Source organism: Catenuloplanes niger (assembly GCF_031458255.1).
Lineage (GTDB): Bacteria > Actinomycetota > Actinomycetes > Mycobacteriales > Micromonosporaceae > Catenuloplanes > Catenuloplanes niger.
The window spans coordinates 5,404,048-5,430,989 of the sequence record NZ_JAVDYC010000001.1 but is presented as its reverse complement, the minus strand read 5'-3'; the positions used below and the strand labels follow the sequence as shown (position 1 = coordinate 5,430,989).

28 protein-coding genes are annotated in these 26,942 nt (G+C 73.4%); 18 read left to right on the top strand and 10 right to left on the bottom strand.

Annotated elements, in window-relative coordinates; all coding sequences use genetic code 11:
* Window positions 1-3 precede the first annotated feature (3 nt).
* From J2S44_RS24155 to J2S44_RS24140, 4 genes are all read left to right on the top strand, one after another.
* Complete coding sequence (locus J2S44_RS24155; protein WP_310418188.1) at window positions 4-1,404, top strand: TadA family conjugal transfer-associated ATPase; 1,401 nt, start codon at window positions 4-6, stop codon at window positions 1,402-1,404.
* Window positions 1,401-3,065, top strand: coding sequence for a type II secretion system F family protein (locus J2S44_RS24150; protein WP_310418186.1), 1,665 nt, complete (start codon window positions 1,401-1,403; stop codon window positions 3,063-3,065). The genes J2S44_RS24155 and J2S44_RS24150 overlap by 4 nt, the downstream gene beginning before the upstream one ends.
* A complete protein-coding gene (locus J2S44_RS24145) occupies window positions 3,065-3,991 on the top strand; it encodes a type II secretion system F family protein (protein ID WP_310418183.1) in 927 nt (308 codons plus the stop codon). The genes J2S44_RS24150 and J2S44_RS24145 overlap by 1 nt, the downstream gene beginning before the upstream one ends.
* A 113-nt stretch (window positions 3,992-4,104) precedes the next feature.
* Window positions 4,105-5,124: an AraC family transcriptional regulator gene (locus J2S44_RS24140; RefSeq protein WP_310418181.1), complete on the top strand. Its 1,020-nt coding sequence runs from the start codon at window positions 4,105-4,107 to the stop codon at window positions 5,122-5,124.
* Window positions 5,125-5,136: 12 nt separating this feature from the next.
* On the opposite strand, the gene J2S44_RS24135 is transcribed toward J2S44_RS24140, so the two are convergent.
* Window positions 5,137-5,472, bottom strand: a complete 336-nt coding sequence (locus J2S44_RS24135) for a hypothetical protein (protein ID WP_310418178.1) — start codon at window positions 5,470-5,472, stop codon at window positions 5,137-5,139.
* Between the two features lie 260 nt (window positions 5,473-5,732).
* Between J2S44_RS24135 and J2S44_RS24130 the strand changes: the two genes are divergently transcribed.
* From J2S44_RS24130 to J2S44_RS24120, 3 genes are read left to right on the top strand one after another with little or no spacing between them, the layout of a single operon-like run.
* Entirely contained in the window at window positions 5,733-5,939 is a 207-nt protein-coding gene (locus J2S44_RS24130) for a DUF8746 domain-containing protein (RefSeq protein ID WP_310418175.1), read from the top strand.
* On the top strand, window positions 5,929-7,128 hold the full coding sequence (locus J2S44_RS24125) for a sensor histidine kinase (RefSeq protein ID WP_310418171.1): 1,200 nt from the start codon (window positions 5,929-5,931) through the stop codon (window positions 7,126-7,128). Before J2S44_RS24130 ends, J2S44_RS24125 begins: the two co-directional genes overlap by 11 nt.
* Complete coding sequence (locus J2S44_RS24120) at window positions 7,125-7,799, top strand: response regulator (protein ID WP_310418169.1); 675 nt, start codon at window positions 7,125-7,127, stop codon at window positions 7,797-7,799. The genes J2S44_RS24125 and J2S44_RS24120 overlap by 4 nt, the downstream gene beginning before the upstream one ends.
* Before the next feature lie 3 nt (window positions 7,800-7,802).
* Here the strand turns inward: J2S44_RS24120 and J2S44_RS24115 are convergent, their stop codons facing one another.
* Complete coding sequence (locus tag J2S44_RS24115; RefSeq protein WP_310418166.1) at window positions 7,803-8,546, bottom strand: anti-sigma factor; 744 nt, start codon at window positions 8,544-8,546, stop codon at window positions 7,803-7,805.
* The gene (sigK, locus tag J2S44_RS24110; protein ID WP_310418163.1) at window positions 8,543-9,145 is read right to left on the bottom strand and encodes an ECF RNA polymerase sigma factor SigK; all 603 of its coding nucleotides are present in this window, start codon (window positions 9,143-9,145) and stop codon (window positions 8,543-8,545) included. Before sigK ends, J2S44_RS24115 begins: the two co-directional genes overlap by 4 nt.
* A gap of 87 nt (window positions 9,146-9,232) precedes the next feature.
* Here sigK and J2S44_RS24105 point away from each other — a divergent pair, with 87 nt between their 5' ends.
* The 3 genes from J2S44_RS24105 to J2S44_RS24095 all read left to right on the top strand — a co-directional run bounded on the left by J2S44_RS24105 (window position 9,233) and on the right by J2S44_RS24095 (window position 13,428).
* Window positions 9,233-9,835, top strand: coding sequence for an HAD-IA family hydrolase (locus J2S44_RS24105; protein WP_310418161.1), 603 nt, complete (start codon window positions 9,233-9,235; stop codon window positions 9,833-9,835).
* A gap of 154 nt (window positions 9,836-9,989) precedes the next feature.
* Window positions 9,990-12,071: an Hsp70 family protein gene (locus tag J2S44_RS24100; protein ID WP_310418159.1), complete on the top strand. Its 2,082-nt coding sequence runs from the start codon at window positions 9,990-9,992 to the stop codon at window positions 12,069-12,071.
* 4 nt (window positions 12,072-12,075) lie between these two features.
* On the top strand, window positions 12,076-13,428 hold the full coding sequence (locus tag J2S44_RS24095) for an Hsp70 family protein (RefSeq protein WP_310418156.1): 1,353 nt from the start codon (window positions 12,076-12,078) through the stop codon (window positions 13,426-13,428).
* Here the strand turns inward: J2S44_RS24095 and J2S44_RS24090 are convergent.
* Complete coding sequence (locus J2S44_RS24090; protein ID WP_310418153.1) at window positions 13,417-14,394, bottom strand: alpha/beta hydrolase; 978 nt, start codon at window positions 14,392-14,394, stop codon at window positions 13,417-13,419. The genes J2S44_RS24095 and J2S44_RS24090 overlap by 12 nt on opposite strands.
* Window positions 14,395-14,631: 237 nt before the next feature.
* Here J2S44_RS24090 and J2S44_RS24085 point away from each other — a divergent pair, with 237 nt between their 5' ends.
* From J2S44_RS24085 to J2S44_RS24075, 3 genes are read left to right on the top strand one after another with little or no spacing between them, the layout of a single operon-like run.
* Window positions 14,632-15,267, top strand: a complete 636-nt coding sequence (locus tag J2S44_RS24085; RefSeq protein ID WP_310418150.1) for a TetR/AcrR family transcriptional regulator — start codon at window positions 14,632-14,634, stop codon at window positions 15,265-15,267.
* Between the two features lie 44 nt (window positions 15,268-15,311).
* Window positions 15,312-16,121: an SAM-dependent methyltransferase gene (locus J2S44_RS24080; protein ID WP_310418147.1), complete on the top strand. Its 810-nt coding sequence runs from the start codon at window positions 15,312-15,314 to the stop codon at window positions 16,119-16,121.
* Complete coding sequence (locus J2S44_RS24075; protein ID WP_310418144.1) at window positions 16,118-17,890, top strand: putative bifunctional diguanylate cyclase/phosphodiesterase; 1,773 nt, start codon at window positions 16,118-16,120, stop codon at window positions 17,888-17,890. Before J2S44_RS24080 ends, J2S44_RS24075 begins: the two co-directional genes overlap by 4 nt.
* 3 nt (window positions 17,891-17,893) lie before the next feature.
* On the opposite strand, the gene J2S44_RS24070 is transcribed toward J2S44_RS24075, so the two are convergent.
* Window positions 17,894-18,592 carry an SDR family NAD(P)-dependent oxidoreductase gene (locus J2S44_RS24070; RefSeq protein ID WP_310418141.1) on the bottom strand — a complete coding sequence of 233 codons (699 nt, stop codon included), beginning with the start codon at window positions 18,590-18,592 and terminating at the stop codon, window positions 17,894-17,896.
* Window positions 18,593-18,706: 114 nt separating this feature from the next.
* On the opposite strand from J2S44_RS24070, the gene J2S44_RS24065 reads away from it, so the two are divergent.
* Window positions 18,707-19,564 (top strand): helix-turn-helix domain-containing protein, encoded by an 858-nt coding sequence (locus tag J2S44_RS24065; RefSeq protein ID WP_310418139.1) that lies wholly within the window; start codon window positions 18,707-18,709, stop codon window positions 19,562-19,564.
* 16 nt (window positions 19,565-19,580) lie between these two features.
* Here J2S44_RS24065 and J2S44_RS24060 read toward each other — a convergent pair whose 3' ends face one another.
* From J2S44_RS24060 to J2S44_RS24050, 3 genes are all read right to left on the bottom strand, one after another.
* Window positions 19,581-20,474, bottom strand: coding sequence for a Gfo/Idh/MocA family protein (locus tag J2S44_RS24060; protein ID WP_310418136.1), 894 nt, complete (start codon window positions 20,472-20,474; stop codon window positions 19,581-19,583).
* Window positions 20,475-20,679: 205 nt separating this feature from the next.
* Window positions 20,680-21,462: a hypothetical protein gene (locus tag J2S44_RS24055; RefSeq protein WP_310418133.1), complete on the bottom strand. Its 783-nt coding sequence runs from the start codon at window positions 21,460-21,462 to the stop codon at window positions 20,680-20,682.
* Window positions 21,463-21,527: 65 nt separating this feature from the next.
* Window positions 21,528-21,872, bottom strand: coding sequence for a RyR domain-containing protein (locus J2S44_RS24050; protein WP_310418130.1), 345 nt, complete (start codon window positions 21,870-21,872; stop codon window positions 21,528-21,530).
* 56 nt (window positions 21,873-21,928) lie between these two features.
* Here J2S44_RS24050 and J2S44_RS24045 point away from each other — a divergent pair, with 56 nt between their 5' ends.
* Window positions 21,929-22,282 carry a hypothetical protein gene (locus J2S44_RS24045; protein ID WP_310418128.1) on the top strand — a complete coding sequence of 118 codons (354 nt, stop codon included), beginning with the start codon at window positions 21,929-21,931 and terminating at the stop codon, window positions 22,280-22,282.
* Between the two features lie 7 nt (window positions 22,283-22,289).
* Complete coding sequence (locus J2S44_RS24040) at window positions 22,290-22,715, top strand: hypothetical protein (protein WP_310418127.1); 426 nt, start codon at window positions 22,290-22,292, stop codon at window positions 22,713-22,715.
* Window positions 22,716-22,798: 83 nt separating this feature from the next.
* On the opposite strand, the gene J2S44_RS24035 is transcribed toward J2S44_RS24040, so the two are convergent.
* Window positions 22,799-24,424 (bottom strand): alpha-amylase family protein, encoded by a 1,626-nt coding sequence (locus J2S44_RS24035; protein ID WP_310418124.1) that lies wholly within the window; start codon window positions 24,422-24,424, stop codon window positions 22,799-22,801.
* A 108-nt stretch (window positions 24,425-24,532) separates the two neighbouring features.
* Between J2S44_RS24035 and J2S44_RS24030 the strand changes: the two genes are divergently transcribed.
* Window positions 24,533-25,549, top strand: coding sequence for a LacI family DNA-binding transcriptional regulator (locus J2S44_RS24030; RefSeq protein ID WP_310418121.1), 1,017 nt, complete (start codon window positions 24,533-24,535; stop codon window positions 25,547-25,549).
* A gap of 16 nt (window positions 25,550-25,565) precedes the next feature.
* Complete coding sequence (locus tag J2S44_RS24025) at window positions 25,566-26,216, top strand: DedA family protein (RefSeq protein WP_310418118.1); 651 nt, start codon at window positions 25,566-25,568, stop codon at window positions 26,214-26,216.
* On the opposite strand, the gene J2S44_RS24020 is transcribed toward J2S44_RS24025, so the two are convergent.
* Entirely contained in the window at window positions 26,170-26,931 is a 762-nt protein-coding gene (locus J2S44_RS24020; RefSeq protein WP_310418116.1) for a YidC/Oxa1 family membrane protein insertase, read from the bottom strand. The genes J2S44_RS24025 and J2S44_RS24020 overlap by 47 nt on opposite strands.
* Window positions 26,932-26,942: the final 11 nt, after the last annotated feature.

The following is a 26,942-nucleotide window of genomic DNA, read 5'->3' as shown; positions in this document are numbered from 1 at the left end:
CCGTTGGGTCTCGCAGACATCATCCAGGCGCGCCAGTCCGGCACCGGAGCGATCATCCGCCACGCCGAGGGCCCGGTCACCCAGGAGCGCTCGGTGGGCGAGCGCGCCCGCGCGGTCGGCCGCCAGGTGGCCGACCCGGTCAACGAGGTACGGGCGCGGATCCAGCGCGAGCTGGGCGAGATCCTCGGCCCGAAGCTCTACACCGAGATCGACGAGGCCGAGGACCTGGAGCAGCAGGTCCGGCAGACCATCGCGGAGCTGCTGGCCCGCGAGGAGACGCCGCTGACCGGCGCGGACCGGCTCCGGATCACCCAGGACGCGGTGGACGAGATCCTCGGGCACGGCCCGCTGGAGTCGCTGCTGCGCGACCCGTCCATCTCCGAGATCATGGTCAACGGGCCGCGCCGCGTCTACGTCGAGCGCAACGGCCGGCTGCAGAGCGCGGACGCGCAGTTCACCGACGAGACGCACCTGCGCCGGATCATCGACCGGATCGTCTCCCGGGTCGGCCGGCACGTGGACGAGGCCAGCCCGATGGTGGACGCCCGGCTCGCGGACGGCAGCCGGGTCAACGCGATCGTGGCACCGCTGGCGCTGGACGGCTCCTCGCTGACCATCCGCAAGTTCGCGGCCGAGACGCTGACCGTGCAGGACCTGATCCGGTTCGGCACGCTCACCCGGCAGACCGCGGACGTGCTCCAGGCCTGCGTCGAGGCGCGGCTCAACATCGTGGTCAGCGGCGGCACCGGCTCCGGCAAGACCACCACGCTGAACATCCTGTCCGGGTTCATCCCGACGGACGAGCGGATCGTCACCGTGGAGGACGCGGCCGAACTGCAACTGCGCCAGGACCACGTGGTACGCCTGGAGTCGCGCCCGGCGAACTCCGAGGGCCGCGGCGCGGTCTCCACCCGCGATCTGGTCCGCAACGCGCTGCGCATGCGCCCGGACCGGATCGTGGTCGGCGAGGTCCGGGACGGCGCCGCGCTCGACATGCTCCAGGCGATGAACACCGGCCACGACGGCTCGCTCACCACGCTGCACGCGAACACGCCGCGGGACGCGCTCGCCCGGCTGGAGACGCTGGTCCTGATGGCCGGCATGGACCTGCCGATCCGCGCGATCCGGGACCAGGTCGCGTCCGCGGTCGACCTGATCATCCAGGTCGCCCGGCTGAAGGACGGCTCCCGCCGGATCACGCACGTCACCGAGGTGGTCGGCATGGAGTCGGACGTGGTCTCGCTGCAGGACCTGTTCCTCTTCGACTACCACGCCGGGGTCGACTCCGAGGGACGGTTCCGCGGCACGCTCAACTCGACGGGTCTGCGGCCGACGTTCACGGAGAGGTTCGAAGCACACGGCGTGGTCCTGCACCCGGAGATGTTCGGAGGTCCGATCCGATGAGGCGCGCGGCTGCCCTGTCCGTCGCCGCGCTGGGGCTGTCGCTGGTCATCGGTGCGGCCCCGGCGCACGCGGAACCGGTCGAACTGACGCTCAGCGGTACCCGGGTGACCCCCGGCCAGGTCTCGTTCCGGCTCACCGCGCACGGACTCGCGGACGGGCTGGACGCGTCCCGGCTGCGCGTGCTGGTCGGCGACCGCGCGCTCGCGGCGGAGCTGGACGGGCGCCGGCTGCGCGCGTCCGTCCCGGCCGAGCTGGCCGGCGTGGACGCGACCGTGCGGGTCGTGCTGGCGGTGCCGGGCGGCGGCGACTTCGCGGTGGCGACCGAGCGCGTCTCGTTCGCCGGCGCACCGGCGTCCCCGGCGACCGGCCCGAGCGGCCCGAGCGGCCCGGCGTCGGACGCGAGTCAGCCGGCGGTGGGCCCGAACGGACCCGTAGCGGACGCGACCGCGCCGGCGACCGGCCCGAACGACCTCGCGGTGGACGCGAGCGACCCCGCGGCGGACGCGACCGGTCCGGCGCCGGACCGGTCGGTCCCGGGTCCGGGTCCGGTGGGCGCGTCGCGGATGCCCGCGGCGGTGACCACCACGTCCGCTCCGGCCGCGTCGGTCCCGGAGCGGGCCGTCTCGCCCGCTCCCGTACCCTCGGCGGCTCTTGATCTTGAAACTGCCGGTAGCGGCGGCGGGTCCGGTCGCGGGCTGCTGGCCGCGGCCGGTGTCGCCCTGGCCGCGTCCGCCGCGATCGGGCTCTGGCTGCTGTTCTCCGGTGGCGGCGGGCGCAACGAGTTCCAGCGCCGGCTGGACACGCTGCGGCAGTTCACGGACGCGCGCGGCACCGCGCCGGACGAGCAGCGGTTCACCGCGCAGACCCGGCTGGTGCTGGGCATCCTGCACTGGCTGGACGGCCGGCTGAGCCCGAAGCTGCGGGCCTCGATCGAGCTGTCCGTGCAGCGGGCCGGCGTCTCGCTGGACCCGGCCGAGTGGCTGCTGGTCCGGATCGCGATCACGGTGGTCGCCGCGGTGGCGATGGGCGCGCTGTTCGGCTCGTGGTTCGGCCTGCTGTTCGGCGCGCTGGCCGGCTGGGTCTGCCCCGGCCAGTGGCTGTCGTTCCGGGCCGGGCGGCGCAGCCGCGCGTTCACCGACCAGCTGCCGGACGCGCTGCGGCTGATGGTCGGCGCGCTGCGCTCCGGCTTCACGCTCAACCAGTCGATCGACGCGGTGGTCCGCGAGGGGCAGGCGCCGGTGAGCACGGAGCTGGGCCGCGCGATGGCCGAGACCCGGCTCGGCGACGACCTGGAGAACGCGCTGGACCGGGTCGGCGAGCGCAACAACAACCCGGACGTGGGCTGGATCGTGATGGCGATCCGGATCCAGCGCGAGGTCGGTGGCAACCTCTCCGAGGTGCTGGAGACCGCGGTGCACACGATGCGTGAGCGGGCCAAGCTCAACCGGCACGTGCGCGCGCTCTCCGCCGAGGGCCGGCTCTCCGGGATCATCCTGTTCGCGATGCCGTTCGTCATCGCCGCGGTGCTGCTGGTGCTGCGGCCGGAGTACGTCCGCCCGCTCTACACCGAGCCGGCCGGGCTCGCCATGGTCGCGGTCGCGGCCGTCCTGCTCACCGTCGGCGCGGTCTGGCTGCGCCGTCTCGTCGAGGTGAAGGTCTGATGTTGCTGCTCGTCGCCGGTCTGTGCGCGCTCGCCGGGAGCGCGGTCGTCCTCGCGCTGGTCGCGGTGCCCGCCCGGGAGACCGCGGGCGGCAACCTGGTCCGCTCGCTGCACGCGTTCGACCGGGCGCGTGCCCGGGCCGGCACGCACCGGGTGGAGCCGGGCGCCCGCCGCTCCGCGGTCCCGGCCTGGCTGCGCGCGCTCGGCGACCGGCTGGAGCACCTCGGCCGCGTGCTGACGCCCGGCACCGGCGTGCAGCGGCTGGAGCGTCAGCTGGACTTCGCCGGCAACCCGGCGAACATGACCGTCGACCAGGTGCTCCGCGGCAAGGGCATCGGCCTGGTCAGCGGCCTGCTGACCTGGCTGGTCGTGGGTGCCCTGCTGGACGGCGCGCAGGGTGCGCTGCTCGGCGCGCTGGGCGGCGCGATCGCCGGGTTCTACGCCTGCGACGTGATCGTCCGCAACCGGGCCACCGCCCGCCAGCAGGAGCTGACCCGCAGCCTGCCGGACGTGCTGGACACGCTGGTGATCAGCGTCGAGGCCGGTCTCGGCTTCGACGCGGCGCTGGCCCAGGTGGCCCGGCACGGCAAGGGTCCGATGGTGCGTGAGCTGTTCCGGGTGCTGCAGGAGATGCAGATCGGCAAGTCCCGCACCGAGGCGCTGCGCGCGATGGCCGCCCGGACCACGGTGCCGGAGCTGAAGGGCTTCGTCTCCGCGATCATCCACTCCGGCGAGCTGGGCGTGCCGATCGCGTCGGTGCTGCGCGAGCAGGCCGGCGAGATGCGCACGAAGAGCCGGCAGCGCGCGGAGGAGCAGGCGCAGAAGGTGCCCGTGAAGATTCTCTTCCCGGTGCTGTTCTGCATCTTCCCGGCGATGTTCGTGGTGGTGCTCGGGCCGGGCATCCTCTCCGTCCTGAACTCCTTCTGATCCTCGCGGCCAGGCCCCGGAGGTGGGAGACCACGCGTCACGCCCCCGCCTCCGGGGTCACCTATCGGACGAGCAAGTTGCACGTCAGACGCCGCAGTACGAATACTCGGTGTATGCGAGCCGACACCTTGGGAGATCATTTTCTCCCGACGGCCGGCACCGCCGTCCGGGATCCCAGCCCGATGTTCGCCACCCGGAGCGGGACCACCGCGGAGGTCCAGCAGCTCGCCGACGAGGTCTTCTCGGCGCCGCGCTGGGTCACCGGGATCGGTGGCGCCCCGGCGCGGTGCCGCCTGCGGGTCCTGCGCTTCGGGCCGGTGATCATGTCCGACTGGGAGGCGGACGAGGCGATCCAGGTGATCGCGCCGGACCTGGACGACTACAACATCGGCCTGGCCCCGGCCGGACGGCTGTTCACCGAGCAGCGCGGCATCGTCACCACCGCGACCACGCTGGAGGGTGCGGTCTGCCGGCCCGGCTCACCGGCGCGCGCGTGGTGGCGTCCGGACACCCGTCCGGTCACCGTCGCGCTCGCGCCCGGCGCGCTGGAGGCGGAACTGGAGGCGCTGCTCGGGCACCCGGTCCGCGGGCCGCTGCGGCTGTCCCGCCGGTTCGACCTGACCCGCGGCATGGGCCGCAGCTGGGGCGCGCTCGCCGGGCTGGTGCACGCGGAGCTGTGCGCGGCGGACGGCATGATCTACCGCCCGATGATCGCGGAGCGGCTGTGGGCCTCGATGCTCGGCGGCCTGCTGCTCGCGGTGCACCACCAGTACAGCGACGAGCTGAACGAACCGGCGGCGCCGAGCCGGCCGCGCTCGGTCAAGCGGGCGATCGACGCGATCGAGGCGGACCCGGCCCGGCCGTTCACCACGGCCTCACTGGCCCGGGTGGCCGGCATCAGCGCGCGCTCGCTGCAGGACGGGTTCCGCCGGCACGTGGGCGTCACCCCGATGGTCTACCTCCAGGAGGTACGGCTGGGGCGCGCGCACGTGGAGCTGTCCACCAGCGCACCCGGGGCGATCACGGTCTCCGAGGTGGCGCACCGCTGGGGGTTCGTCCACCTCGGGCGGTTCGCGGCCGCGTACCGCCGCCGTTTCGGCCTGCTGCCCTCGGAGACGCTGCGCGAGCCGTGACCGCCGGCCGGGTCATTCGCCTGGGTCGCCCTGGCCGGCGGCCGGCCGGGGCACGACCGGGGCGCGCGCCGGGGCGGCGGGGCCGCGTTCGGTCAGCACGGACCAGGGCGCGGTCCCGCCGGAGATCACCGACCACTCGCCCCGGGACCCCGCGCGCAGGTGGGTGAGCACCCGGTCGGCGGCGTCCACCCCCTCCTCGACCAGCGCGGTCAGCGGCGACCGGGCCGGCGGGGCACCCGGTGACAGCGCCGCCTGCGCGGCCTCGTAGTGGGCGAGGAAGTGCGCGGCACGGCGGAGCGCCTCGAGCGCCCGCGCGGCGTCGCCTTCGATGTCGGATGGCTGAGCCACGCCGGACGCCTCCGCTTCCGCTCGTCTCTTCTCGTTCCGTCACCGGCCGCTCCACTGAGGGCGATGGACGGCCGGTGCCGAATCTATGCGCAAGTGCGCCCCGCAGTCGATCCGATCCGCGCAGTAACAGTCCGAATTGCGCATCAAGCTCGTCATCCCTCGGGAGGAGGGCCGCGCCACCATCGGTTGACGGCCCGTCGGCCACGGAATCAGCCTGCGGGCTGTCGCGGCCGCGCCGCCCGTTTCCGTACCGTCCTGCTATGACCATGACCAGGGAGGTCGTCTGGGTGCGCTCGCCGCACGCGGGCGAACTGCGCGGCGCGCTCGCGGCCGGCGGCGGCCACGTCACGGTCGCCGGGCACGGGCTGCTGCGGGTCACCGGGCTGACCGCGGCGCAGGTGGGTGACCTGGCCGTCGAGTGGGGTGCGCCGATCCACGAGCTGCGCACCTCGCACCATGCGGACTGATCTCCGGACGCTCGGCGTGGTGGTCCGGTGCCGGCGGTTCGCCGCCCGGCACCGCGCGCTGGTCGACGCCGGCCTGGCCGCGCTGCTGCTCACCGTGCAGTTCTCCCAGCGCGCGCCCGGCCCGGCCGGCCTGGCGCTGGTCGTCGCGCTGCACGTGCCGCTGATCTGGCGGCGGGCCCGCCCGGTGCCGGCGTTCTGGGCCACGCTCGCCCTCGCCGTGGTCTGCGACCTGCACGCCTTGCGGTACGAGCCGCGGCAGCCGTTCGTGTTCGCCGTGCTGCTGGTGGCGACCTACGCGGTCGCGGTGTACGAACCGGACCGCCGGCACCTCTGGGCCGCGGTCGCGGGCGGCGAGCTGGCCTGCGCGCTCATGCTGGCGTCCGGCCGGAGCTGGGCCGAGTACTCCGGCGCGCTGCTGTCCGCGTCCGCGCTGCTGGCCGCGGCCGCGTCGCTCGGCGTGGTCCGGCAGACCCGCCGCGTCTACCTGGCCGAGCTGGAGGAGCGCGCCCGCCGGCTGGAACGGGAGAGCGACCAGCAGGCCCAGCTCGCGGTCGCGGCCGAGCGCGCCCGGATCGCCCGGGAGATGCACGACATCGTGGCGCACAACCTCACGGTGATGGTCGCGCTGGCCGACGGCGCCGCGCTCACCGTCGCCCGCTCGCCGGAGCTGGCCGCGGACACCATGCACACGGTCTCCGCGACCGGCCGGCAGGCGCTCGGCGAGATGCGCCGGCTGCTCGGCCTGCTCCGCGAGGACTCGCCGGCCCCGGCACCGCGGGTCAGAGCGCCGCAACCCGGTTTCGCGGACATCGACGGGCTGATCACCCAGGTGCGCGCCGCGGGCCTGACCGTGACCGTCGCGCAGCGCGGCCGGCCGGTCGCGGCCTGGGGCCCCGGTGCCGGACTGACGGCGTACCGGCTGGTCCAGGAGGCACTGACGAATACGCTCAAGCACGCGGGACCCGGCACCACCGCCCGGGTCGACCTGCACTACGAGCCGCACGGGATGGAGCTATCGGTGACCGACGACGGACGCGCACCCGCCCGGACCTCCCCCGGCACCGGCGGGCACGGCCTGGCCGGGATGGCCGAGCGGGTCGGTTCCTACGACGGCACGGTCGAGTCCGGCCCGCTCCCGGAGGGCGGCTGGCGGGTCCACGCCCGGCTCACGTTCGGCGGGGTCGCATGATCCGCGTCGCGCTCGTCGACGACCAGCCGCTGCTGCGCCTCGGCTACCGGATGGTGCTGGAGTCCGAGCCCGACCTGGAGGTGGTCGGCGAGGCCGGGGACGGCGCGGCCGGTGTCGACCTGGCCCACCGGATCGTGCCGGACGTGGTGCTGATGGACGTGCGCATGCCGATCCTGGACGGCATCGAGGCGACCCGCCGGATCGCCGCGTCCGGCCTGCCCACCCGGGTGCTGGTGCTGACCACGTTCAACCTGGACGAGTACGCGTTCTCCGCGCTCCGCGCCGGGGCCAGCGGTTTCCTGCTCAAGGACGTGCCGCCGGCCGACCTGCTGACCGGCATCCGGGCGGTGGCGGCCGGCGACGCGATCATCTCGCCCAGCGTGACCCGGCGGCTGATCGACGCGTTCGCCGCCCACCTCCCCGACCCCGGTTCCGGGCGGCCGGCCACGCCGGACGCCCGGCTGGCCCGGCTGACCGACCGGGAGCGGGAGGTGATGACGGAGATCGCCCGCGGCGGCTCCAACGCGGAGATCGCCGCGCACTTCAACGTCTCCGAGGCGACCGTGAAGACGCACGTCGGGCGGATCCTGACCAAGCTCGGGCTCCGCGACCGGGTGCAGGTGGTGATCTACGCGTACGAGACCGGCCTGATCCACCCGACCGCGGACTGAGCCTCAGAAGTCCAGCGACACCCGCGCCCGGACCGGCGAGGTCGGCTCCTGTGATCCGGCCGCCGGCTCGATCGTCAGCGCGATCACGTCCGTGTCCCGCACCGAGGAGACGAATCCCGTACCCGAGCCGGAGCCCGCCGGCATCACGTCGGCCGGTGCCGGGTACGCACCGTCGATCAGCCACATCTGGTACGCCTGCCCGGGCGCCGGCGGCGCGCCGTCGGCCAGCAGCACCACGCCCTCGTCCCGGGACCTCGACACCACGACCGTCACCTGGCCGCCACCGGTCACCTCCGCGGTCCGCAACCGCGCGTCCGGCGCGGCCAGCACCGCCTCGATGCGCGCCGCCTGGGCCCGGGCCGCCGCCGCGATCCCGGCCTGCTCGCGGACCCGCTGGTCCTGGTAGGCGAAGACGGCCGCACCGGTCCCGGCCGCCAGCGCCACCGCCGCGGCCGCCGCGAGCACCCGCCGTCCCCAGGCCGGCCGGCCCGGCGCACGCGCGGCGGCCCGGCGCACCGGCGTCACCTGCCGGGTGACCGCGACCCGCGCCATCACCTCGTGGCGCAGCCGGGGCGGCGGCACCGACCAGGTCGCGTCCGCCAGCCGGGCCGTGGCCTCGCGCAGCTCGTCCACCTCGGCCGCGCACGCCCGGCAGGTGCCGAGGTGCCGGTCGAACGCGGCGCGCTCGATGTCGTCCACCGCGTCCAGCACGTACGCGCCGACCAACGCGTGAATGTCCATGGTCATCGCGCCACCTCCACACCGAGGCAGTCGCGCAGCCGGATCAGGCCGTCGCGCATGCGGCTCTTGATGGTGGGCAGCCCGGCGTCGAGCAGCCGGGCCACCTCCGGATAACTGTGCCCGCCGTAGTACGCGAGCGTGACCGCCTCGCGCTGCAGGTCGGTGAGGCTGCCCAGGCAGCGGCGCACCTGCTGCTGCTCCAGCCGGCTGGTGACCTCCTCGACCACCTCGTCGTACGGGACGTCCGCCTCGGCGGCGGCGACCCGGCGGACGCGTTCGGTGCCGGCCTGCTCGGAGCGGACCCGGTCGACCGCCCGCCGGTGCGCGATCGTGAAGACCCACGCGGTGGCGGAGCCGCGGGCCGGGTCGAACCGGCCGGCCGTGCGCCACACCTCGACCAGCGCCTCCTGCGCGACCTCCTCGGCCTGGGCCGGATCGCGCAGCACGCGCCGGATCAGGCCGTAGACGCGCGGCGACACCAGCTCGTAGAGGCGGGCGAACGCGGACTCGTCGCCGCGCGCCACCGCGCGCAGCAGCCGGTCGGGCTCGGCCTGCCCGGCAGCGTGCTGCGGCGCCGGTGGCACCGCGGACAGATGGTCGGTCATACGGCTCAGCTTGCCTTCTCTGCGCGCTCGATCACAGTAGGGCGTTCGGTGCGCCCCGCCGCGCGGATGGGTGCGAGGCTGTGCGGCATGAAGATCGGTGCGGTGCTCTTCGACATGGACGGGACGCTGATCGACTCGCACGGGGCGATCATCCGTAGCTGGACCCGGATCGCCGAGGAGTACGACCTGCCGCTCGACGACATCCTGGCCGTGCACGCGGGCCGGCCCGCGTGGAGCACGCTGGAGTCGGTGGCACCGTGGCTCGGCGCCGAGCGGATCCGGCAGGCGGCGGCGCGGCAACTGGCCTGGGAGTACGACGACCTGGACGACGTGGTCGCGATCGACGGCGCGCTCGACCTGATCGAGGGCGTCGCCGCCCGCGGCGTGCCGTGGGCCGTGGTGACCAGCGCGGACGAGCGGCTGGCCCGGGCCCGGACCGGTGCGGTCGGCATCGACCCGCCGCTGCTGGTCAGCACGGACGACATCAGCGCGCCGAAGCCGGACCCGGAGGGCTACCTGCTGGCGGCGCGCCGGCTCGGCGTACCGCCGGAGCGTTGCCTGGTCGTGGAGGACGCGCCCGCGGGGGTGGCCGCGGGGCGCGCCGCCGGCATGCGGGTGGTCGGCGTGGCGGGAATCACCGGCGACGTAACAGTTACAAATCTGGTCGAAATCCTCGAACTTCTCGACTGACGAGCCGGAAATCCGGGCTACTGGTTCGCATTCGCAACGCAACCCGGCTGGACGGGACCGGTAGTGCTCCAGGAAACTGTGCCGGTACTTCCGTAGTGCTGACTTCCTCGGTGCTGTGGCTCGGGAGCGCTGTGGCAAGGACGTAGGGGTGGGGATGACCGAACCAATCCTGGCGGTCGATGTCGGGACGTCCGGCACATCGGCGGCGCTGATTGTCGGTGACCAGACGACATTGCTCAAGGAGCCGCTGACCGGCGCCCTCGTCTGGCCGTCCGCCGTCTGCGTCGACGACAACGGTTTCGTCGTCGGCACCGCCGCGGAGCGCCGCAAGCGGTCCGTGCCCCGGCGGTACATCGACGGTCCGCGCCGCGCGGTCGACGCGCAGGCCGCGATGCGCCTGGACGACCGCGAGGTGACCGGCAACGAGGCGGTCGCGGCCTACCTGGCGGAGATCGGCCGGGAGGCGCAGCGCGTCTACGGCGGGCAGGTCTGGCGGCTGACGCTGTCCGTCCCGGCCGGTTACCTGCCCGGCGACCCGCGGCGCGACGCGATGGTCGCGATCGGCGAGGCCGCGGGCTTCGTCGACGTCGAGCTGATCCCGGACGCGGTCGCCGCCGCGCTCGACCCGCACACCGGCGCGGACCTGCGGCCCGGCTCGCTGGTCCTGGTCTGCGACCTGGGCGCGAACTGGACGGCCTCGCTGGTCCGGGTCGCCGGCAACGACTCCGCGCTGCTGGCCACGCAGAGCTCGACCGCCGGGCACGACCTGGAGGCGCTGCTCATCAAGGACCTGCGCACCGAGGGCCGGGCCTGGCTGGAGCCGCTGCTCGCCGCGCCCGGCGACGGTGGCCTGCGGGCCTACTACGAGGCGATCGACTTCGTCCGCCGGCTGAAGCACCAGCTCGGCGACTCGCTCGAGGTCGAGGACCACCTGACGCCGCTGACCCCGCCGTACAAGCTGAGTCGCGCCTGGCTGGAGGCGTTCGCCGAGCCGGCCGTGCAGGCGCTGGTCGCCAGCGCGCATGCGGTGGTCGGCGCGGTCGGCGCCACGCTGGCGGACATCTCCACCGTGGTGCTGACCGGCGGCGCGTCCCGGCTCCCGGTGGTCGAACCGGCACTGGCCGGCAGCCTCGGCCACACGCTGCGGCACGCGCCCGAGCCGGAGCTGGCCGTGGTGCGCGGCGCCGCGCAGTGGGCGGCGAACGCGGAGAGCCGCGCCGTCGCCGCGGACGCCCCGAGCTGGCGGATCGAGCCGATCTCCTGGGAGATCCCCGGCGGCGACGCCAAGCTGCTGCGCTGGAACGTCGGCGAGGGCGAGGCGTTCCGCGAGGGCACCGTGGTCGCGGAGGTGCGCACCGGGGACGAGCGCGTCTACCAGCTGACCGCCACGCACGCGGGCGCGCTGCTGCGCCACACCGTGCCGCCCGGCGGCCAGGTCGGCACGACGCTGGTCACGGCCGCCACCCGGGACGCGGCCGCGCTCGCCGCCGACCCGCCGACGCAGCGCCTGCAGCTGCGCACCAGCGGCTCCTGGCTGCTCACGCCGGACCGGCAGGTGCTGGTCGAGTGCGACACCACCGGCCGGCACATCCGGTCGTTCGTGATCGCGACGGGCGAGCTGATCGGCGAGTTCCGGCCGGACTACGGCGCCGGCACCGCGCAGGGCGCCCGGATCTTCTTCGACCCGGAGGGCCGGCTCAGCCTGATCGCCTGGGACACCGAGGGCACGTTCTCGGTCTGGGACGTCGAGACCGGCAAGCTCTCCACCCGGTTCCGCGACTCGGTCGGCCCGGTCCGCGTGCTGGTCGACGAGCCGAGCTGGCGGCTGGCCGCGGAGGCGGACGGCAAGGTCCAGGTCGGCCGCTACCGGCGCGGCGTCACCACGCTGTGGGACCTGCGGACCGGCGAGCGGCTGGAACGCACCGGTGACGAGACGTGGGAGCAGCGCAACCCCGGCTTCCGGATGCGCAGCCCCACGGACGCGTTCAGCACCGAGAGCATCAGCCCGGACGGCAGGCTGCGCGCGCTGGTGACCTCCGATCTGGACGGTTCCGGCGTGCTGAGCCTGCAGGACATCGAGAGCAGCCTGGAGGTGTTCCGGGTGCCCGCCCCGGCGGCGCCGGAGGCCGAGGGCTTCGTGCCCCGGCTGCTGACGTCGTTCACCGCGGACGGGAAACTGCTGCTGGCGAACTGGGACTACGCCGACCGCAGCCTGGTCGACGCTTGGGAGATGTGAGCGGGTGAACCCGGACATGGGCCCGGTGCTGGCCATCGACTTCGGCACCACGACCTCCTCCGCGGCGCTGATCGACGGTGAGCAGATCCGTCTGCTCCCGGAGCCGGTCAGCGGCGGGTACGCGTGGCCGTCCGCGGTCTACTGGGACGGCGAGCGCATGCTGGTCGGCACGCTGGCCGAGCGCCGCAAGCGGGCCGACCCCAACTCGTACGCCGTGGAGTTCAAGCGCGGCCTCAAGGGCGACCGGCCGATGCCGCAGGGCGACCGCACGTTCCGGCCGATCGAGCAGGCCGCGTCCGTGCTGACCGCGCTGCGGATGGAGGCCGAGCGCATGCACGGCGGCCAGATCACCCGCGCGCTGGTCACGGTGCCGGCCAGCTACGGGCCGGACGACATCCGCCGCCCGCAGATGATCGCCGCGGCCGAGGCGGCCGGGTTCAGCACCGTGGAGCTGCTGCCGGAGCCGGTCGCGGCCGCGTACGCGCCGATCCCCGGCCCGACGTTCCTGCCCGGCGAGCTGATCCTGATCTACGACCTGGGCGGCGGCACGTTCGACACCGCGCTGATGCGGGTCGGCGCGGAGGGCCCGGAGGTGCTCGGCCACGACGCGATCGACGACTGCGGCGGCCGCAACATCGACGCGCTGCTGGCCAACCGGATCCAGAACGACGGCGAGGAGTGGCTGGCGCCGCTGATCGCGTCCGTGGTCACCGCGCCCGGCACGCCCGCCGCGCTGCGCCTGAGCATGGCGCTGGCCGACTTCGCCCAGCGCATCAAGCACCAGCTCAGCGACGTGGAGAGCGTCGAGGACTACCTGATGCCGACCACCCCGGCGTACGAGCTGGACCGGTCCCAGCTGGCGCTGCTGGCCGAGGCGGTGCTGGAGCGCACGGTGCGGTGCTGCGCCGACCTGCTGGCCCGGCACAAGGTCCACCCGGACACGATCAGCGCGATCCTGCTGGTGGGCGGCGGCTCCCGCATGCCGGCCGCGGCGGAGGCGCTGACCAAGGCGTTCAACCGCCCGCTGCGCCGGGTGGACGAGCCGGAGCTGGCCACGGTGCAGGGCGCGGCGCGCTGGCTGACCCGCAGCGGCCCGCGCGTCATCACGTCCAGCGCGGACTCGTCCCGCACCGTGCCGCTGTCCTTCACGCTGCCCGGCGGTGGCGGCCAGCTGCTGCGCTGGTTCGTCGCCCCCGGCGACACGTACCCGGTGGGCTGGCCGCTGGCCCGGGTCCGGCTGCCGTCCGGCGCGGTCTGGGACCTCACCTCGTCGGTGCCGGGCACGGTGGAGCGGCTGCTGGTCCCGGCCGGTGACGCGGTCGCCAGTCAGCAGTGGCTGGCCCTGTCACGTCCGTAGCAGGGTCCCCACCTCGACCACGGCCCGCCGGGCCGCCTCGCTGACCGACGTCAGGTTGGCGAACGCGTGCACCATGCCGGGCACCCGCCACGCCCGTACCGGCACGCCGGCGGCCCGCAGCGCCGCCGCGTAGGCCTCGCCCTCGTCGCGCAGCGGGTCCAGCGCGGCGGTGACCACGATCGCCGGCGGCAGGCCGGTGAGATCCGGGGCGCGCAGCGGCGAGTGCCGGGGGTCGGCCGTCACCGGTCCGGGCAGGTAGTGGCGGCGGAAGAAGTCGAGGTCGCGCGCGGTGAGCACCGGGCCGGACCGGAACCGTGACCGCGACGGCCACTCGCCGACGTGGTCGGCCAGCGGGTAGAGCAGCGCCTGCGCCACCGGCGTCCGCTCGCCGCCGCGCAGTGTCCGGCAGGCCACGGCCGCGAGGTTCGCGCCCGCGCTGTCGCCGCACACCGCCACCGCCGGCGCGCGGGTGAACGCCCAGTTCACGGCCGCGCATGCGTCCTCCACCGCGGCCGGGAACGGCGCCTCCGGCGCCAGCCGGTACGCCACCGACAGCACCCGCGCGCGGGCGGACACGCACAGCAGCCGACACGTCTCGTCGTGCGTGTCCAGGTCGCCGGCCACGAACCCACCGCCGTGGAAGAAGACCACGAGCAGATCAGACCCGTCAGCCGGTACGTAGTGCCGGCCGCGCAGCCGCCCGGCCACGGTCACGTCGTGCACCGCGCCGACCGGGGTGGGCCGGCCGCCCATCAGCGCGGCGGTCCGCCGGATCCGCCGGCGGGTGCGTTCCGGCGTGCCGGCGGAGAGCCCGGCCTGCCCGCGCCAGCGCTGGACCCGCAGCAGCATCGCGATCGTCGGGTCGATCGGGTCGCCGGACTCCGGCGTACCACCGATGAACCGCTGCACCGGCGCCGGCAGCGCCAGCAGCCGCCGCAGCACGAACGCCTCCACCCGGCCGATCAACGCGGTGACCCCTCTCGATGCAGGTCGGACACCTGCACGGGCCGCGAAGCGTCCACATAGGATGAACACACGGGGGCACACGCGAGGTCCGGAGAACCCGGCCTGATCGCGTTGCGCAACATGGGAATCCCGTCATTCCACAGTGAATGGTGTCCCCGTTCGAGCGTCCGCCGGTCCGGCGATCCACGACCCCCGGACCCATTGACGGTAGCTTCGGGCACCGAGGAGAGGAAGAGCATGACGACGGCGGCCGACGACGCCCGGATCCGGGTTATGCAGGGCTTCACGGCGGCGGTCGCGGAGCGCGGCTACGCGGCCACCACGATCGCGGACATCGTCGCGGCGGCGCGCGTCTCCAAGCGCACGTTCTACGAGCATTTCCCGGACAAGGAGGCGTGCCTGCTGGCCACCTACCGGGCGAGCGCGGACCGGCTGGAGCGCATGCTGCGCGAGGCCGGGCGGCAGACCGGCGACGGGTGGCGCGAGCGGGTGCACGCGCTGGTCACGGCATACCTGGAGGCGCTGGACGCGGTGGGCCCGGCCAGCCGGACGGTACTGGTCGAGGTGCAGGCCGCGGGGCCGCGCGCGTTCCGCATGCGCAGCGAGACGCAGGACCGCTTCGCCGCGCTCTTCGTGGAACTGGTGGAGTCCGACCCGGCACTGCCGCCGCTCACCCCGGCACTGGCGATCGCGCTGGTCGGCGGCATCAACGAGTTGCTGCTGCACGTCGCGGACCCGTACACCCGCGACGGTGAACCGTTCACCTCGCTGGTGGACACGGTGGCGGAATTCGCGAGCGCGGTTATCGGACGTGGGAATTCCACTCTCCATCCCGGAAACGGCGGGGGATCCGTACCGGCGAAAAGATCTTGATCTTTGGTTGGAGCTGATCAATTGGTTCGGGAAATAATGCTGGGATGGACCGACCGGAGTGGGCCCCGCCGGGCATCGACGTCGAGCGACCGAGTGCAGCGCGGCTGTACGACTACTTTCTGGGTGGTTCACACAACTTTGCGGCGGACCGAGCGATGGCTCAGCAACTGCTCGCCACCGCACCGGACATTCCGCTGATCGCCCAGGCGAACCGCGCGTTCCTCCGGCGCGCCGTGCAGATGCTGGCCGAGTCGGGGATCAGACAGTTCCTTGACATCGGCTCGGGCATTCCGACGCTCGGCAACGTGCACGAGGTCGCGCGGGAGGTCGTGCCGGACGCCCGAGTGGTCTACGTCGATCTCGACCCGGTCGCGGTGGCGCACAGCTCCGTGCTGATCCGCGGGCAGGAGGGCGTCGCCGCGATCCAGGGCGACGTGCGCAAACCGGGCGACATCCTGCACCACGAGACGGTCCGCAACCTGATCGACTTCACGGAGCCGGTCGCGCTGCTGGTCATCGCGCTGCTGCAGTTCGTGCGCGACGAGGACGACCCGGCCGGCATCATGGCCCAGTTGCGCGGCGCGCTCCCGTCCGGCAGCTACCTCGCGCTCTCGCACGGCGTGGTCGACGGCTGGCGGCACGACAAGGAGATGGTGAAGAACCTCTACAGTCGCACCACCACGCCGCCCGCGTCCCGCACCCGGGCCGACGTGGCCCCGTTCTTCGGCGACTTCGAGCTGGTCGACCCCGGCCTGGTCTGGGTCACCCAGTGGCGCCCCGACCAGCCCAGCAAGATCGACGGCATCAAGGCGGCGAAGTCCGCGGTGGTCGCCGGGGTGGGGCGCAAACCGTGATCGTCGAACCGGCCCCACGGGGCTTCACGGACGGCTCGCACATCACCCGGGTGGCACGCGCCTGGGCGCGGGCGGTCGCCGGCGCCAGCTACGTGCCGATGGCCCACGTCGACATCGAGCTGCGGCTGGCCGGCTTCACCACCCGGCTGCTGCGCGTGCTGACCAGCCAGCCGTTCGATCCGAGCCCGGCCACCCAGATCGGCGTCGAGCTGGTCGAGGCGCACTTCGCGTCGCCGGAGACGCTCGGCCACACCATCAACGTGCTCGCCGACCGCCTGCCACCGCTGGCCGGCACCTCGCTCGACTCGTCCGGCCGCCGGGTGATGCGCGTGCTCAGCGCGCTCTCCGTCGGTTACACCCGGGGCCTGCGCGAACGCACGCTGGACGAGCAGGAGAGCATCCGGCAGGCCACCGTGCTCGCCCAGCTGCAGACCGAGCACGCGCTCCGGGAGAGCCAGGAGGCGTTCCGGCACGCGGCCGTGCACGACCAGCTCACCGGCCTGCCCAACCGGATCTTCTTCGAGAAGCAGCTCGCCGACCTGATCGAGGCCGGCGGCGCCCGGCACGTCGCGATCTGCTTCATCGGCATCACCAGCCTGCAGGCGATCACGGACCGGTTCGGCCACGTCCTCGGCGACAAGGCGCTCACCGTCACCGCCGACCGGCTGCGCACGCTGGCCCGCTCGCTCGGCCACCCGCTGGCCCGGTTCGCCGGCGACCAGTTCGTCATGCTGATCGAGGACCCGGCCGGCACGCCGCACCTGGCCGGTGTGGCCGACCAGATCATCGCGACGCTCTCCACACCGGTCCACACCGACCGGCACCTGCTGCCGATGTCCGCCAGCATCGGGGTGGTCGACCGCCCGGTCGCCGGGATGGACGCGAACGACGTGATGCGCGCCGCCGGCATGACGCTGCAGTGGGCCAAGGCCGAGGGCACGAACCGCTGGCAGCTGTTCGACCAGGCCCGCAGCGACCGCGAGATAGCCAAGCACGCGCTCACCGCCGACCTGGCCGGCGGCATCGACCGCGACGAGTTCTTTCTGGAGTACCAGCCGCTCGTCCGTCTCGAGGACCGCGCCGTCATCGGCGTCGAGGCGCTGGTCCGCTGGCATCACCCGCGCCTCGGCCGGCTCAGTCCCGGTCGCTTCATCGACCTCGCGGAGGAGTCCGGCCAGATCGTCCGGCTCGGTGGCCGCCTCCTCGACAAGGCCTGCCGCCAGGCCCGCGAGTGGGCGAAGCTGACCGACAGCCCGCCGTACGTCAGCGTCAACGTCGCCGTACCGCAACTCCGCGACGGCGCCGGCCTGCTCCGCACCGTCGACAACCTGCTCCAGGAGGTCGGCCTGGCCCCCGAGCTGCTCCAGCTGGAGATCACCGAGAGCGCCTCGATCCCGGACGACCCGCAGCTCCGCCGCACCCTGGACGACATCGCCGGCCTCGGCGTCCGCCTCGCCCTGGACGACTTCGGCTCCGGCTACTCCAACCTCGGCTACCTGCAGAACCTGCCGGTCAACCAGCTCAAGATCGACATGCAGTTCGTCCGCGACTGGAAGCCGTCGTCGACCAAGTCGCTGCTCCCGTCGCTGGTCAAGCTCGCCCACGACCTGCGGCTCTCCGCACTGGCCGAGGGCGTCGAGACGCTGCAACAGGCGGAGTACCTCGAGTCCATCGGCTGCGACCACGTCCAGGGCTACTACTTCGGCAAGCCGCAGGCCGCGTCCTCCATCACGTCGCTGCTGCTGGAGTGGAGCGCGGAAGAGATCTGACGCTCACCAGGGCACGACCCCGTCACGGTTGACGAGGATCCCGGTGGGCCCGTCGGCGCTGAGCGTGGCCAGCCGCACGATCGCGTCGCTGCCCTCGGTGACCGTCTGGGTGCCCCGGTGACCGTTCAGGTCCGTCTCGGTGTATCCGGGGTCCGCGGCGTTGACGAGCATGCCGGGCAGCGCGCGGGAGTACTTGAGGGTGAGCATGGTCAGCGCGGTCTTGGAGACGGCGTAGACCGGCGGCACGATCTGCCAGTCGAACATGTCGTGCGCGACGGTCTCCGCGAACGAGCCCACCGACGAGGAGACGTTGACGACCCGGGGATGCCGGGAGGCCCGCAGCAGCGGGACGAACGCGTTGGTCACCCGCAGCGCGCCCCACAGGTTGACGTCCAGCAGCGCGGCGGCGTCCTCGGCGGCGGTGTGCTCCAGCGGTGCGACCACGGTGTTGGCGCCGGCGTTGTTGATCAGGACGTCGCAGCGCCCGTACTCGGCGCGCACCCGGGCCGCCGCGTCGTCGACGCTGCGCTGGTCGGTGACGTCCAGCCGCAGCAGCCCCACGCCCAGCTCCGCGGCGGCCGCCCGGCCCCGCTCCGGGTCCCGGGCGCCGATCAGCACGGTGTGCCCGGCCGCCGCGAGCCGCCGCGCCGTCTCCCGCCCGATGCCCTTGTTGCCGCCGGTGATGACAGTGATCGTTTCCATGCCGTCCACCCTGCGGCCGGGAGCGGGAACGCGGAAGGCGACGTGTGTCGGTGGGACTGCCGGTACCACCCACGGCGGCGGGCCGGCGCATCCACGGCCGGATACGATCCCCTCATGGTGACCGGGCAGGTGCGCGCGCCGAGCTTCGGAACGCTGCTACGCGGGCTGCGGGACCGCTGCGACTTCCAGCCGCCGGGGACGGTCGCCACCACCCGGCGCGCCCCCGGGCTGCGCCGCGAGGAGCTGGCGCTGCTCGCCGGTGTCTCGGTCGACTACCTCGTGCAGCTCGAGCAGGGGCGCGCCGCCCGCCCGTCCGCGCCGGTGGTCGCCGCGCTGTCCCGGGCACTGCGCCTCGGCGCCGAGGAGTCCGCGCTCCTGCACCGCGCGGCCGGGCTGGCCCCCGCGACCGGGTCGGTGACCCGGGTGGTGCCGGACAGCATCGAGCGGATGGTCACCCGGCTGCGGCAGTGGCCGGTCGCGGTGTACTCGGCCGACTGGTGGCTGCTGCGCTGGAACCCCGCCTGGACCGCGCTGCTCGGCGACTCCGGCGCGCTCCACGGCCGGGCCCGGAACGTCGTCTGGTTCGAGATGACGCAGCCCGACCCGGACGTGTGGATCGACCCGCGCGAGGACGACATGTTCCGCGACGCCATCGTCGGCGACCTGCGGGTGGCCTACCTCGAACATCCCGACGACGCCGAACTGGCCGATCTGGTCACCGCCCTGCACGAGGTCAGCCCCGAGTTCGCCGAACGCTGGACCGCGGCCCGACCCGCCCGCTACCGGGGCCTGCGCAAACACGTCGACCATCCCGTCGCCGGCCCGCTCGTGCTGGACGGCGACATCTTCCAGGCCCCCGGCTGCGACCTGCGGATGATCGTGTACTCACCGGCCCCGGGCACCGACGACGCCGACCGTCTCGCCCGCCTCACCGCGCCCGGGGCGCCGGGTGAGCGGGACACGGCGGGCTGACGCCGCGCGCCGCACCTCAGAGCGTGACGGTGCGGGACTCCTTGATGGACGTCTCGGCCGCCTCCAGGACCGCGACGATCAGACGTCCGAAATGGACACCGCACGGGTGCGGCGCGCGGTGCTGGGCGGCCTGGACGAGCTGGCTGATGGCGGAACCGAACGCCTCCACCGAGGAGGACGAGTGTTCCGGGACCGGCACCGCACCGGCCGTACCGTGGAAGACCGTGGTGTTGCCCTTCAACGCCGCCGGCGCCTCGAGCGTCAGGGCCAGCGAGCTGACCGCGCCGAGCATGTGCTTGACCAGCACGTGCGTCGTGTTGTTGGCGCCGGGCAGCGCGGTCACCGAGGTCGGCATGCCGAGGACGGCCAGCAGCACCGCCAGCGCGTGCGGGCCCACGTCCCAGAGTCCACCGGCCTCCTTGCGCCACGACGACCCGGCGTAGGGGCTGCCGTCGCCGTAGATGGAGGCGAAACGGTCGGCCCGGGCGCCGGTCCAGCCGCCGGTGGTGACCGCCTCGCGGATGAACTCCTCCACCGGGGTCTGGAAGCGGCTGGTGAAGAAGACCACGGACGCCACGTCGTGCTTCTCCACCGCGGCGACCAGGCGGTCGGCGGCCGCGACGGAGAGCGACAGCGGCTTGTCCAGCAGCAGGTGGCGGCCGGCGGTGGCGGCGCGGGTGGCCAGGTCGGCCTGGACGTCCGGCGGGAGCGCGACGGAGACCGCGTCCACGTCCGCGATGAGCGCGTCGACGTCGTCGTAGGCGGTGATGCCGAACCGGTCGGCGACGGCTCGCGTGCGGGCGGAGTCGCGGCCCCAGACGCCGACGAGGTCGGCCTCCGGGTGGGCGGCCAGTGCCGTGCCCTGCGTCTCAGCGGCCCAATAGCCCGTGCCGAGCAGTCCGAATCTCATCGTCGCTCCTCATCGCCGTGCCGGTCAGTCGACACCCCACCCTAGGGGTATACGAATCCGTTACCCGCGCGGGTTCACGATGCGATGTGGAGCGTGGCGATGTGGAGCGTGCCGCGGTGACACCGCCCGGATGGCCGGACGGCACGGCGGCGGTCGACGGCCGGCCCGGCGGCCCGCTGCCCGGCGGCGGGAGGCGACTCGTTGCTCAGCGGCGGCGCTTGCCGGCGTGCTCGCGGGCCAGCAGCATCGCCTCGTGCGCCTCGGCCGCGGCCTCGGCGGCTTCCTCGGCGAGCGCGATCGCGGCGATCTCGGCTATCCGGGCGGCCTCGTCGGCGGCGCGGGCCGCGGCGGCCGCCCGGTCGTACATGCGGTGGGCGGCGCGCTGTTCGGTCTGGTAGCGGTACGCCACCCGCTCGCGCTCGCTCTGCAGCGGCGACTGGTCGGTGGTGGTCACCCGGAAGACGTCACGCAGCTCCTCGACGGAGATCTCACCGCGCTTGTACGCCCCCAGCGCGGCCCGCGACACGGTCCGGTCCCGGTCCTCGCCGGACTCCGGCCGCGACTCGGGATCGGCGTCGGTATCGGGATCGGCGTCGGCATCCGCGTCGAGCGACTGCAGCGCGGCCGCGGCGGCGATCTCGGCGGCCGCGTCCTCCACGTCCTTGCGGGCCGCGTCGTAGGCCGCGTCCGCCACCTCCTGCGCCGCCCAGGCCTCGTCGCGGGCCTGCTCGGCCGCGGCGGCCGCCGCGCGGGCCTGCTCGGCCGCGGCCGCGGCCCGCCCGGCCTTGGCGTAGGCGGCGGACGCGTGTGCGGCCAGCTCGTCCGCCTCGGCGCGGAGCAGCTTCGGGTCCGGTCCGCGGTGCGGCTCGCGGGTGGTGACGCTGACGACCGCGAGGAAGATCAACGCCACGATCACCGAGCCGCCGGCGATCAGCAGCCCCCACACGGCCACCGACAGGTCATAGCGCTCGGCCCAGTCAAACCCCACGGTCCCCGACCCTCCCCGATCCCGGACGTCGGCACATATCTTCCGGGCCGGAAATCACGTGCCGGTCACGACCCGGCGAGCGCCCGGACAATGGCATGGAACAGCGCGTCCTTGCGCCGTTCGGTCTCCGGGAGCGCGTCGTACGGCACCAGGCAGGGATGGGTCCTCGCGACCGGGTCCTTGCGCGGGCCGTACCGCCAGCCGTCGTCGACCTTCAGGGCGCACCACGCGTCGTGCAGGTCCTCGGGCGTCGCGCCGGCGAGGACCGCGCGGATGCTGGCCTCGGTGGCCACCCGCTCCCACCGCTCGGGCACCTCGGGCGACGGCTGCGGATCACCGATCGCGGTCTGCAGCGCGCGGTTGGCCGCGTGGCAGACCGCGGCGACGGTGCCGATCGGGAAAACGGTCATGCCGGCCCCTTCCGAACCCGCGCGTAGAGTGGCCCCGTGCACCATGGAGACGCCCGGTGATCGGCGCACTCAACCTCGCGATCATTATCGCCTCGCTGCTCGTCGCCGCCTGGGCCGGTTTCGCCGGCTTCCGCGGTCGCGCGCCCGACCGGGTGCAGTTCGCCGGGCTCGTGCTGCTGCAGGCGGGCGTGCTGGCGATGGGCGTGATCGCGCTGGTGGCGCTCCTCGGCGGCGAGCGGCCGGCCGAGCCGGAGACGTTCGCCGGCTACCTGGTGACCATGGTCTGCTGGCCGGCGGTCGCGTTCGTGCTGGCGCGGATGGAGCCGACGAAGTGGGGCTCGGTCACCGTCGCGGTGGGCTGCCTGGTGATCCCGGTGCTGGTGCTCCGGCTGGAACAGATCTGGGGATAGGACGTCGATGACGACCGAGGCGCACGGGATGCGCCCGACCGGGCGCGGGCCCGGCCGGGTGGTCCTGATCATCTACTGCATCTTCGCGCTGGCCGCGGGCGCCCGGGCGGGGGTGCAGATCGCCACGAAGTTCGGCGAGGCGCCGCTGGCCTACGCGCTGTCCGCGGTCGCGGCCGTGATCTACCTGGTGGCCGCGGTCGCGTTGTCCCGCAACTCGCCGGGCGGCCGCCGGGTCGCGCTGGTGGCGATCGTGATCGAGCTGGTCGGTGTGGTCGTGGTCGGCCTGCTCAGCGTGTTCGACCCGGCGGCGTTCCCGGACGCGACGGTCTGGTCGAACTTCGGTCAGGGCTACGGCTACGTCCCGCTGGTGCTGCCGCTGGTCGGGCTCTTCTGGCTGCACCGCACGCGCGCCACCACCCCGGCCGAGGCCTGAGGCCGGCCGGCCGCACGCCATGACGCCGGCCGCCGACCGCGCGCCGCGGCCCGGCAGTCACCGGCCGCGGCGCGGTGCGGGGTTCACCAGCCGCGGCGCAGCCGGACCCAGCGGTAGCCGTACCCGTTGAGCTTCACCGCGGACAGGTCCTCGGTGATCGGGTCGTAGCCGTCGTCGGAGAGCACCTCGACCGGGTGGTCGGCCTCCTCGGCCAGCGACGACATGTCCACCTCGCAGTCGTCGCCGCCCAGGTTGTGCAGGAACAGCATGCACCCGGTGGTGTCGACCGCGCGGTGGGCCAGCACGCCGTGCGGCACCGGCACGTCCACGTGCTGGCAGGAGCCGCCGCCGACCTCGGGTGCCTCGCGCAGCGTGCGGATCATGCGCTCGAACCAGGAGAGCAGCGAGTTCCGGTCGCCGCGCTGCGCGGTGACGTTCAGCGTCTCCCAGCCGTACTCGCCGCCGCTGACCGGTGGGCGCAGCGGCTCGTCCGACGTGGTGAAACCGCCGTTCGGCTGGAAGGACCACTGCATGGGCGTACGGATCGCCATCCGCCCCGGCAGGCTCAGGTCCTCACCCATGCCGATCTCCTCGCCGTAGCGCAGCACGGGCGTGCCCCGCAGGCTGAACTGCAGCGCGTAGGCCAGCTCGATCCGGCGCCGGTCGTTGCCCAGCATGGGTGCCAGCCGCCGCCGGATGCCCCGGTCGTAGAGCCGCATGCCCTCGTCCGGCCCGAAGGCCTCGAAGACGTCCTGGCGCTGGTCCGCGGTGAGCCGGGACAGGTCCACCTCGTCGTGGTTGCGCAGGAACGTGGCCCACTGCCCGCCGTCCGGCAGCGCCGGGGTGTCGCGCAGCGCGTCGATGATGCCCTCCGGGTCCTGCCGGGCGAGGGCCAGCATCAGCCGCGCGTTCAGCATGAAGTCGAAGAGCATGTGCAGCCGGCCGCCGAAGTAGTTGGTCAGCTCGGCCGGTTCCACGTTCGCCTCGGCCAGCAGCATCGCGTCGCCCTGGCGCCACTGGATGTGCGACCGGAGTTCGGTGAGGAATTCGAAGTCCTTCGGCGAGTTCGGATTGCCCGGTTCGGTGCGCTCGATGATGAACGGCACCGCATCCATCCGAAAGCCGGAAACGCCCAGCTGCAACCAGAAAGCGCAGATCTTCTTTATTTCCTCGCGCACCTCGGGATTGGTGATGTTGAGGTCCGGCTGGAAGTCGTAGAAGCGGTGGTAGAACCAGGCCTTCGCGGTCCGGTCGTAGGTCCACGTCTCCTTCTGCTCGCCCGGGAACACCATGCCCTGGCCACGATCGGACGGCTCGGTGTCCGACCAGACGAACCAGTCCCGGTACGGCGAGTCCGGCGACGACCGCGCCGACTGGAACCACGGGTGCTCGTTCGACACGTGGTTGACCACCAGGTCGATGATCACGCGAATGCCCCGGTTACGGGCCTCGTGCAGCAGTTCCGCGAAGTCGCCGAGCGTGCCGAAGCGCGGGTCGACGTTGTAGAAGTCGGTGGCGTCGTAGCCGTCGTCGCGGTTCGGTGACGGGTGGATCGGGTGCAGCCAGAGACACGTGATACCGAGCCGGGCCAGATAGTCCAGCCGGCCGATCAGTCCCCGGATGTCGCCGACCCCGTCGCCGTTCGAGTCCTGGAACGTGTCGATGTCGAGGCAGTAGACGACGGCCTTGGAGTACCACCGCTCATTCATGAGCACGACGTTTCCAGTCGGTGCCGACACCAAACCGACATGGACGGGTGAGATCATGTGCGCGGGGACCGGCGCGGCGCAGGGAGATGCAGAAACGAACGAGGAGCGATGGCGACCATCTACGACGTCGCACGGCGCGCGGAAGTCTCCCCCGCGACCGTTTCCCGAGTGGTCAACGGACATGCCAATGTGGACCCCGTCCTGGTGGAACGGGTCCGGCAGGCCATGGCGGACCTGGGTTACCGGCCCAACGCGGTCGCCCGGAACCTGCGGCGGAGCCGCACCACGCTCTGGGCGGCGATCATCTCCGACATCGGTGATCCGTTCTACACCGCGATGGTGCGCGGCGTGGAGGACGCCGCCCGGCCGGCCGGGTTCTCCGTCGTCCTCTGCAACACGGACGACGACGAGGCCAAGGAGGGCGGGTACGTCGACGCCGCGCTGGCCGAGCAGATGGCCGGGGTGATCGTCGCGCCGGCCGGGCCGGGCGCGCCGCACGTGCGCCGGCTGCTGGACGCGCGCGTGCCCGTGGTGGTCGTCGACCGGCAGCCACCGGAGCTCCGGGTGGACACCGTGCTGGTCGACAACGAGCTGGGCGCGCAGGCCGCGACCGCGCACCTGATCGAGTCCGGTTACGCGCGCATCGCGTGCATCACCGGCCCGGCCACGGTCTCCACCGCGACCCAGCGCGCGGCCGGCTACCGGGCCGCGCTGCAGGAGCACGGCCGGCCGGTCGACGACGCGCTGATCCGGCACGCGGACTTCCGGGAGGAGTCTGGTTACGAGGCGATGCGGGCCCTGCTGGCGCTGGCGGAGCGGCCGGACGCGGTCTTCGCGGCGGGCAATCGGCTGGCCCTCGGCGCGCTGCGCTGCCTGCGGGACCGTGGCGTGCCCGTACCCGGTGAGGTGGGTCTGGCGGGTTTCGACGACCTGCCCTGGGCCGCGCTGATCCGGCCCGCGCTGACCACGGTGGCGCAGCCGACCTATGAGCTGGGGCGGGCCGCCGCGCGGCTGCTGGCCGCGCGGATCGCCGAGCCGGCCCGGCCGCCGTCGACCATCACGCTCGCCACCCATCTGGAGATCAGGGACAGCTCGGTTCGTTTCGGCCGGGGGGTCGCCGGGTAGTCGACCGATCGTGACCATGAGCGCCGACAATCCCTCGCAGAACCTGACCGGACTCAGCGGATGGGTGGCCGGTGTCATCGAATCGCTCGGTGAGATCGGCGTCGGCCTGCTCGTCGCGCTGGAGAACATCGTCCCGCCGATCCCCAGCGAGGTCGTGCTCGCGCTGGCCGGCTACCTGGCCAACCAGGGCGGCGTCAACCTGGTGCTGGTCTGGGTCGCGGCCACGATCGGCTCGCTGGCCGGTGCGATCGCGCTCTACTGGGTCGGCCGCGGCCTCGGCGAGGAACGCCTGAAGCGCTGGCTGGACAAGGTGCCGCTGGTCGAACGCGACGATCTGGAGAAGGCCGACCGCTGGTTCGAGAAGCACGGGAAATGGGCCGTGCTTCTCGGCCGCTGCGTGCCGGTGGTGCGCAGTCTCGTGTCCGTGCCGGCGGGCGCCAACCACATGCCGATGCCGATCTTCATCGCGTTCACCGCGCTGGGCAGCGGCGTCTGGAACACGATCTTCATCGGCGCGGGCTACGCGCTCGGCTCCCGCTGGCAGGACATCGAGCAGTACAACCGGTGGTTCGACTACGCCATCTGGGCGATCTTCGCCTGGATCATCGGGTCGTGGGTGTTCAACCGCGTCCGGGCTCGCCGGCGGAAGCGGGCGCGGCAGCACTGAGCAGGTGCCGGTCCGCGCCGAGCAGCAGCCGCTCGACCGCGGTCCAGGTCGTGGTGGTGACCAGGTAGAGCACCGCGGCGAGCGGCACGACCAGGGCGAACAGCACGGTGCCGTACGGCAGGAAGCGCATCACCCGCATGATCTGCGCCTGGCCGGGCGGCGCGTCGGCCGGCGTCGGGTTCGCGGCCTGCACCAGCGCCATCCGCCGGGACGACCACCAGGCCAGCACGGTCAGCATCGCCAGCAGCACCGCGAAGAGCGGCAGCCCGCCCTCGGTGACGTGCGCGCCGAGCGCGGTGCCGAAGAACCGCTCGTCCAGCAGCGCGTTGTGCTCCCCGGCCAGCGTGGGCGTGGTGAAGAGCCGGTACATGACCGTGAAGAACGGGATCTGCAGCAGCGCGGGCAGGCAGCCGCCGAGCGGGCTCGCGCCCTCCTCCCGGTACAGCTTCAGCATCTCGGCCTGCAGCGCGGCCGGATCGTCCTTGTGCCTGGCCTGCAGTTCGCGCAGCTTCGGCGCGAGCGCGGCGGTGCGTCGCTGGCCGCGGATCTGCGCCCAGGTCAGCGGCGAGATCAGCAGGCGGACGCCCATGGTGAACAGGATGATCGCGATCGCGGTCGCGGCGGTGCCGGCGAACGGTTCGGCGAACGAGGCGATCGAGGTGACGACAGTGGACGCGACGCCGGCGGCGCCGTCGATGGGACCGAACGCGAGCATGACAGAACCCC

Coding starts and splice junctions, on each gene's coding strand:
- J2S44_RS24150 (WP_310418186.1), top strand. CDS start 1,401: ATGAGGCGCGCGGCTGCCCTGTCCGTCGCCGCGCTGGGGCTGTCGCTG.
- J2S44_RS24145 (WP_310418183.1), top strand. CDS start 3,065: ATGTTGCTGCTCGTCGCCGGTCTGTGCGCGCTCGCCGGGAGCGCGGTC.
- J2S44_RS24140 (WP_310418181.1), top strand. CDS start 4,105: ATGCGAGCCGACACCTTGGGAGATCATTTTCTCCCGACGGCCGGCACC.
- J2S44_RS24130 (WP_310418175.1), top strand. CDS start 5,733: ATGACCATGACCAGGGAGGTCGTCTGGGTGCGCTCGCCGCACGCGGGC.
- J2S44_RS24125 (WP_310418171.1), top strand. CDS start 5,929: ATGCGGACTGATCTCCGGACGCTCGGCGTGGTGGTCCGGTGCCGGCGG.
- J2S44_RS24120 (WP_310418169.1), top strand. CDS start 7,125: ATGATCCGCGTCGCGCTCGTCGACGACCAGCCGCTGCTGCGCCTCGGC.
- J2S44_RS24115 (WP_310418166.1), bottom strand. CDS start 8,546: ATGACCATGGACATTCACGCGTTGGTCGGCGCGTACGTGCTGGACGCG.
- sigK (WP_310418163.1), bottom strand. CDS start 9,145: ATGACCGACCATCTGTCCGCGGTGCCACCGGCGCCGCAGCACGCTGCC.
- J2S44_RS24105 (WP_310418161.1), top strand. CDS start 9,233: ATGAAGATCGGTGCGGTGCTCTTCGACATGGACGGGACGCTGATCGAC.
- J2S44_RS24100 (WP_310418159.1), top strand. CDS start 9,990: ATGACCGAACCAATCCTGGCGGTCGATGTCGGGACGTCCGGCACATCG.
- J2S44_RS24085 (WP_310418150.1), top strand. CDS start 14,632: ATGACGACGGCGGCCGACGACGCCCGGATCCGGGTTATGCAGGGCTTC.
- J2S44_RS24080 (WP_310418147.1), top strand. CDS start 15,312: ATGGACCGACCGGAGTGGGCCCCGCCGGGCATCGACGTCGAGCGACCG.
- J2S44_RS24070 (WP_310418141.1), bottom strand. CDS start 18,592: ATGGAAACGATCACTGTCATCACCGGCGGCAACAAGGGCATCGGGCGG.
- J2S44_RS24065 (WP_310418139.1), top strand. CDS start 18,707: ATGGTGACCGGGCAGGTGCGCGCGCCGAGCTTCGGAACGCTGCTACGC.
- J2S44_RS24060 (WP_310418136.1), bottom strand. CDS start 20,474: ATGAGATTCGGACTGCTCGGCACGGGCTATTGGGCCGCTGAGACGCAG.
- J2S44_RS24050 (WP_310418130.1), bottom strand. CDS start 21,872: ATGACCGTTTTCCCGATCGGCACCGTCGCCGCGGTCTGCCACGCGGCC.
- J2S44_RS24040 (WP_310418127.1), top strand. CDS start 22,290: ATGACGACCGAGGCGCACGGGATGCGCCCGACCGGGCGCGGGCCCGGC.
- J2S44_RS24035 (WP_310418124.1), bottom strand. CDS start 24,424: ATGAATGAGCGGTGGTACTCCAAGGCCGTCGTCTACTGCCTCGACATC.
- J2S44_RS24030 (WP_310418121.1), top strand. CDS start 24,533: ATGGCGACCATCTACGACGTCGCACGGCGCGCGGAAGTCTCCCCCGCG.
- J2S44_RS24025 (WP_310418118.1), top strand. CDS start 25,566: ATGAGCGCCGACAATCCCTCGCAGAACCTGACCGGACTCAGCGGATGG.
- J2S44_RS24020 (WP_310418116.1), bottom strand. CDS start 26,931: ATGCTCGCGTTCGGTCCCATCGACGGCGCCGCCGGCGTCGCGTCCACT.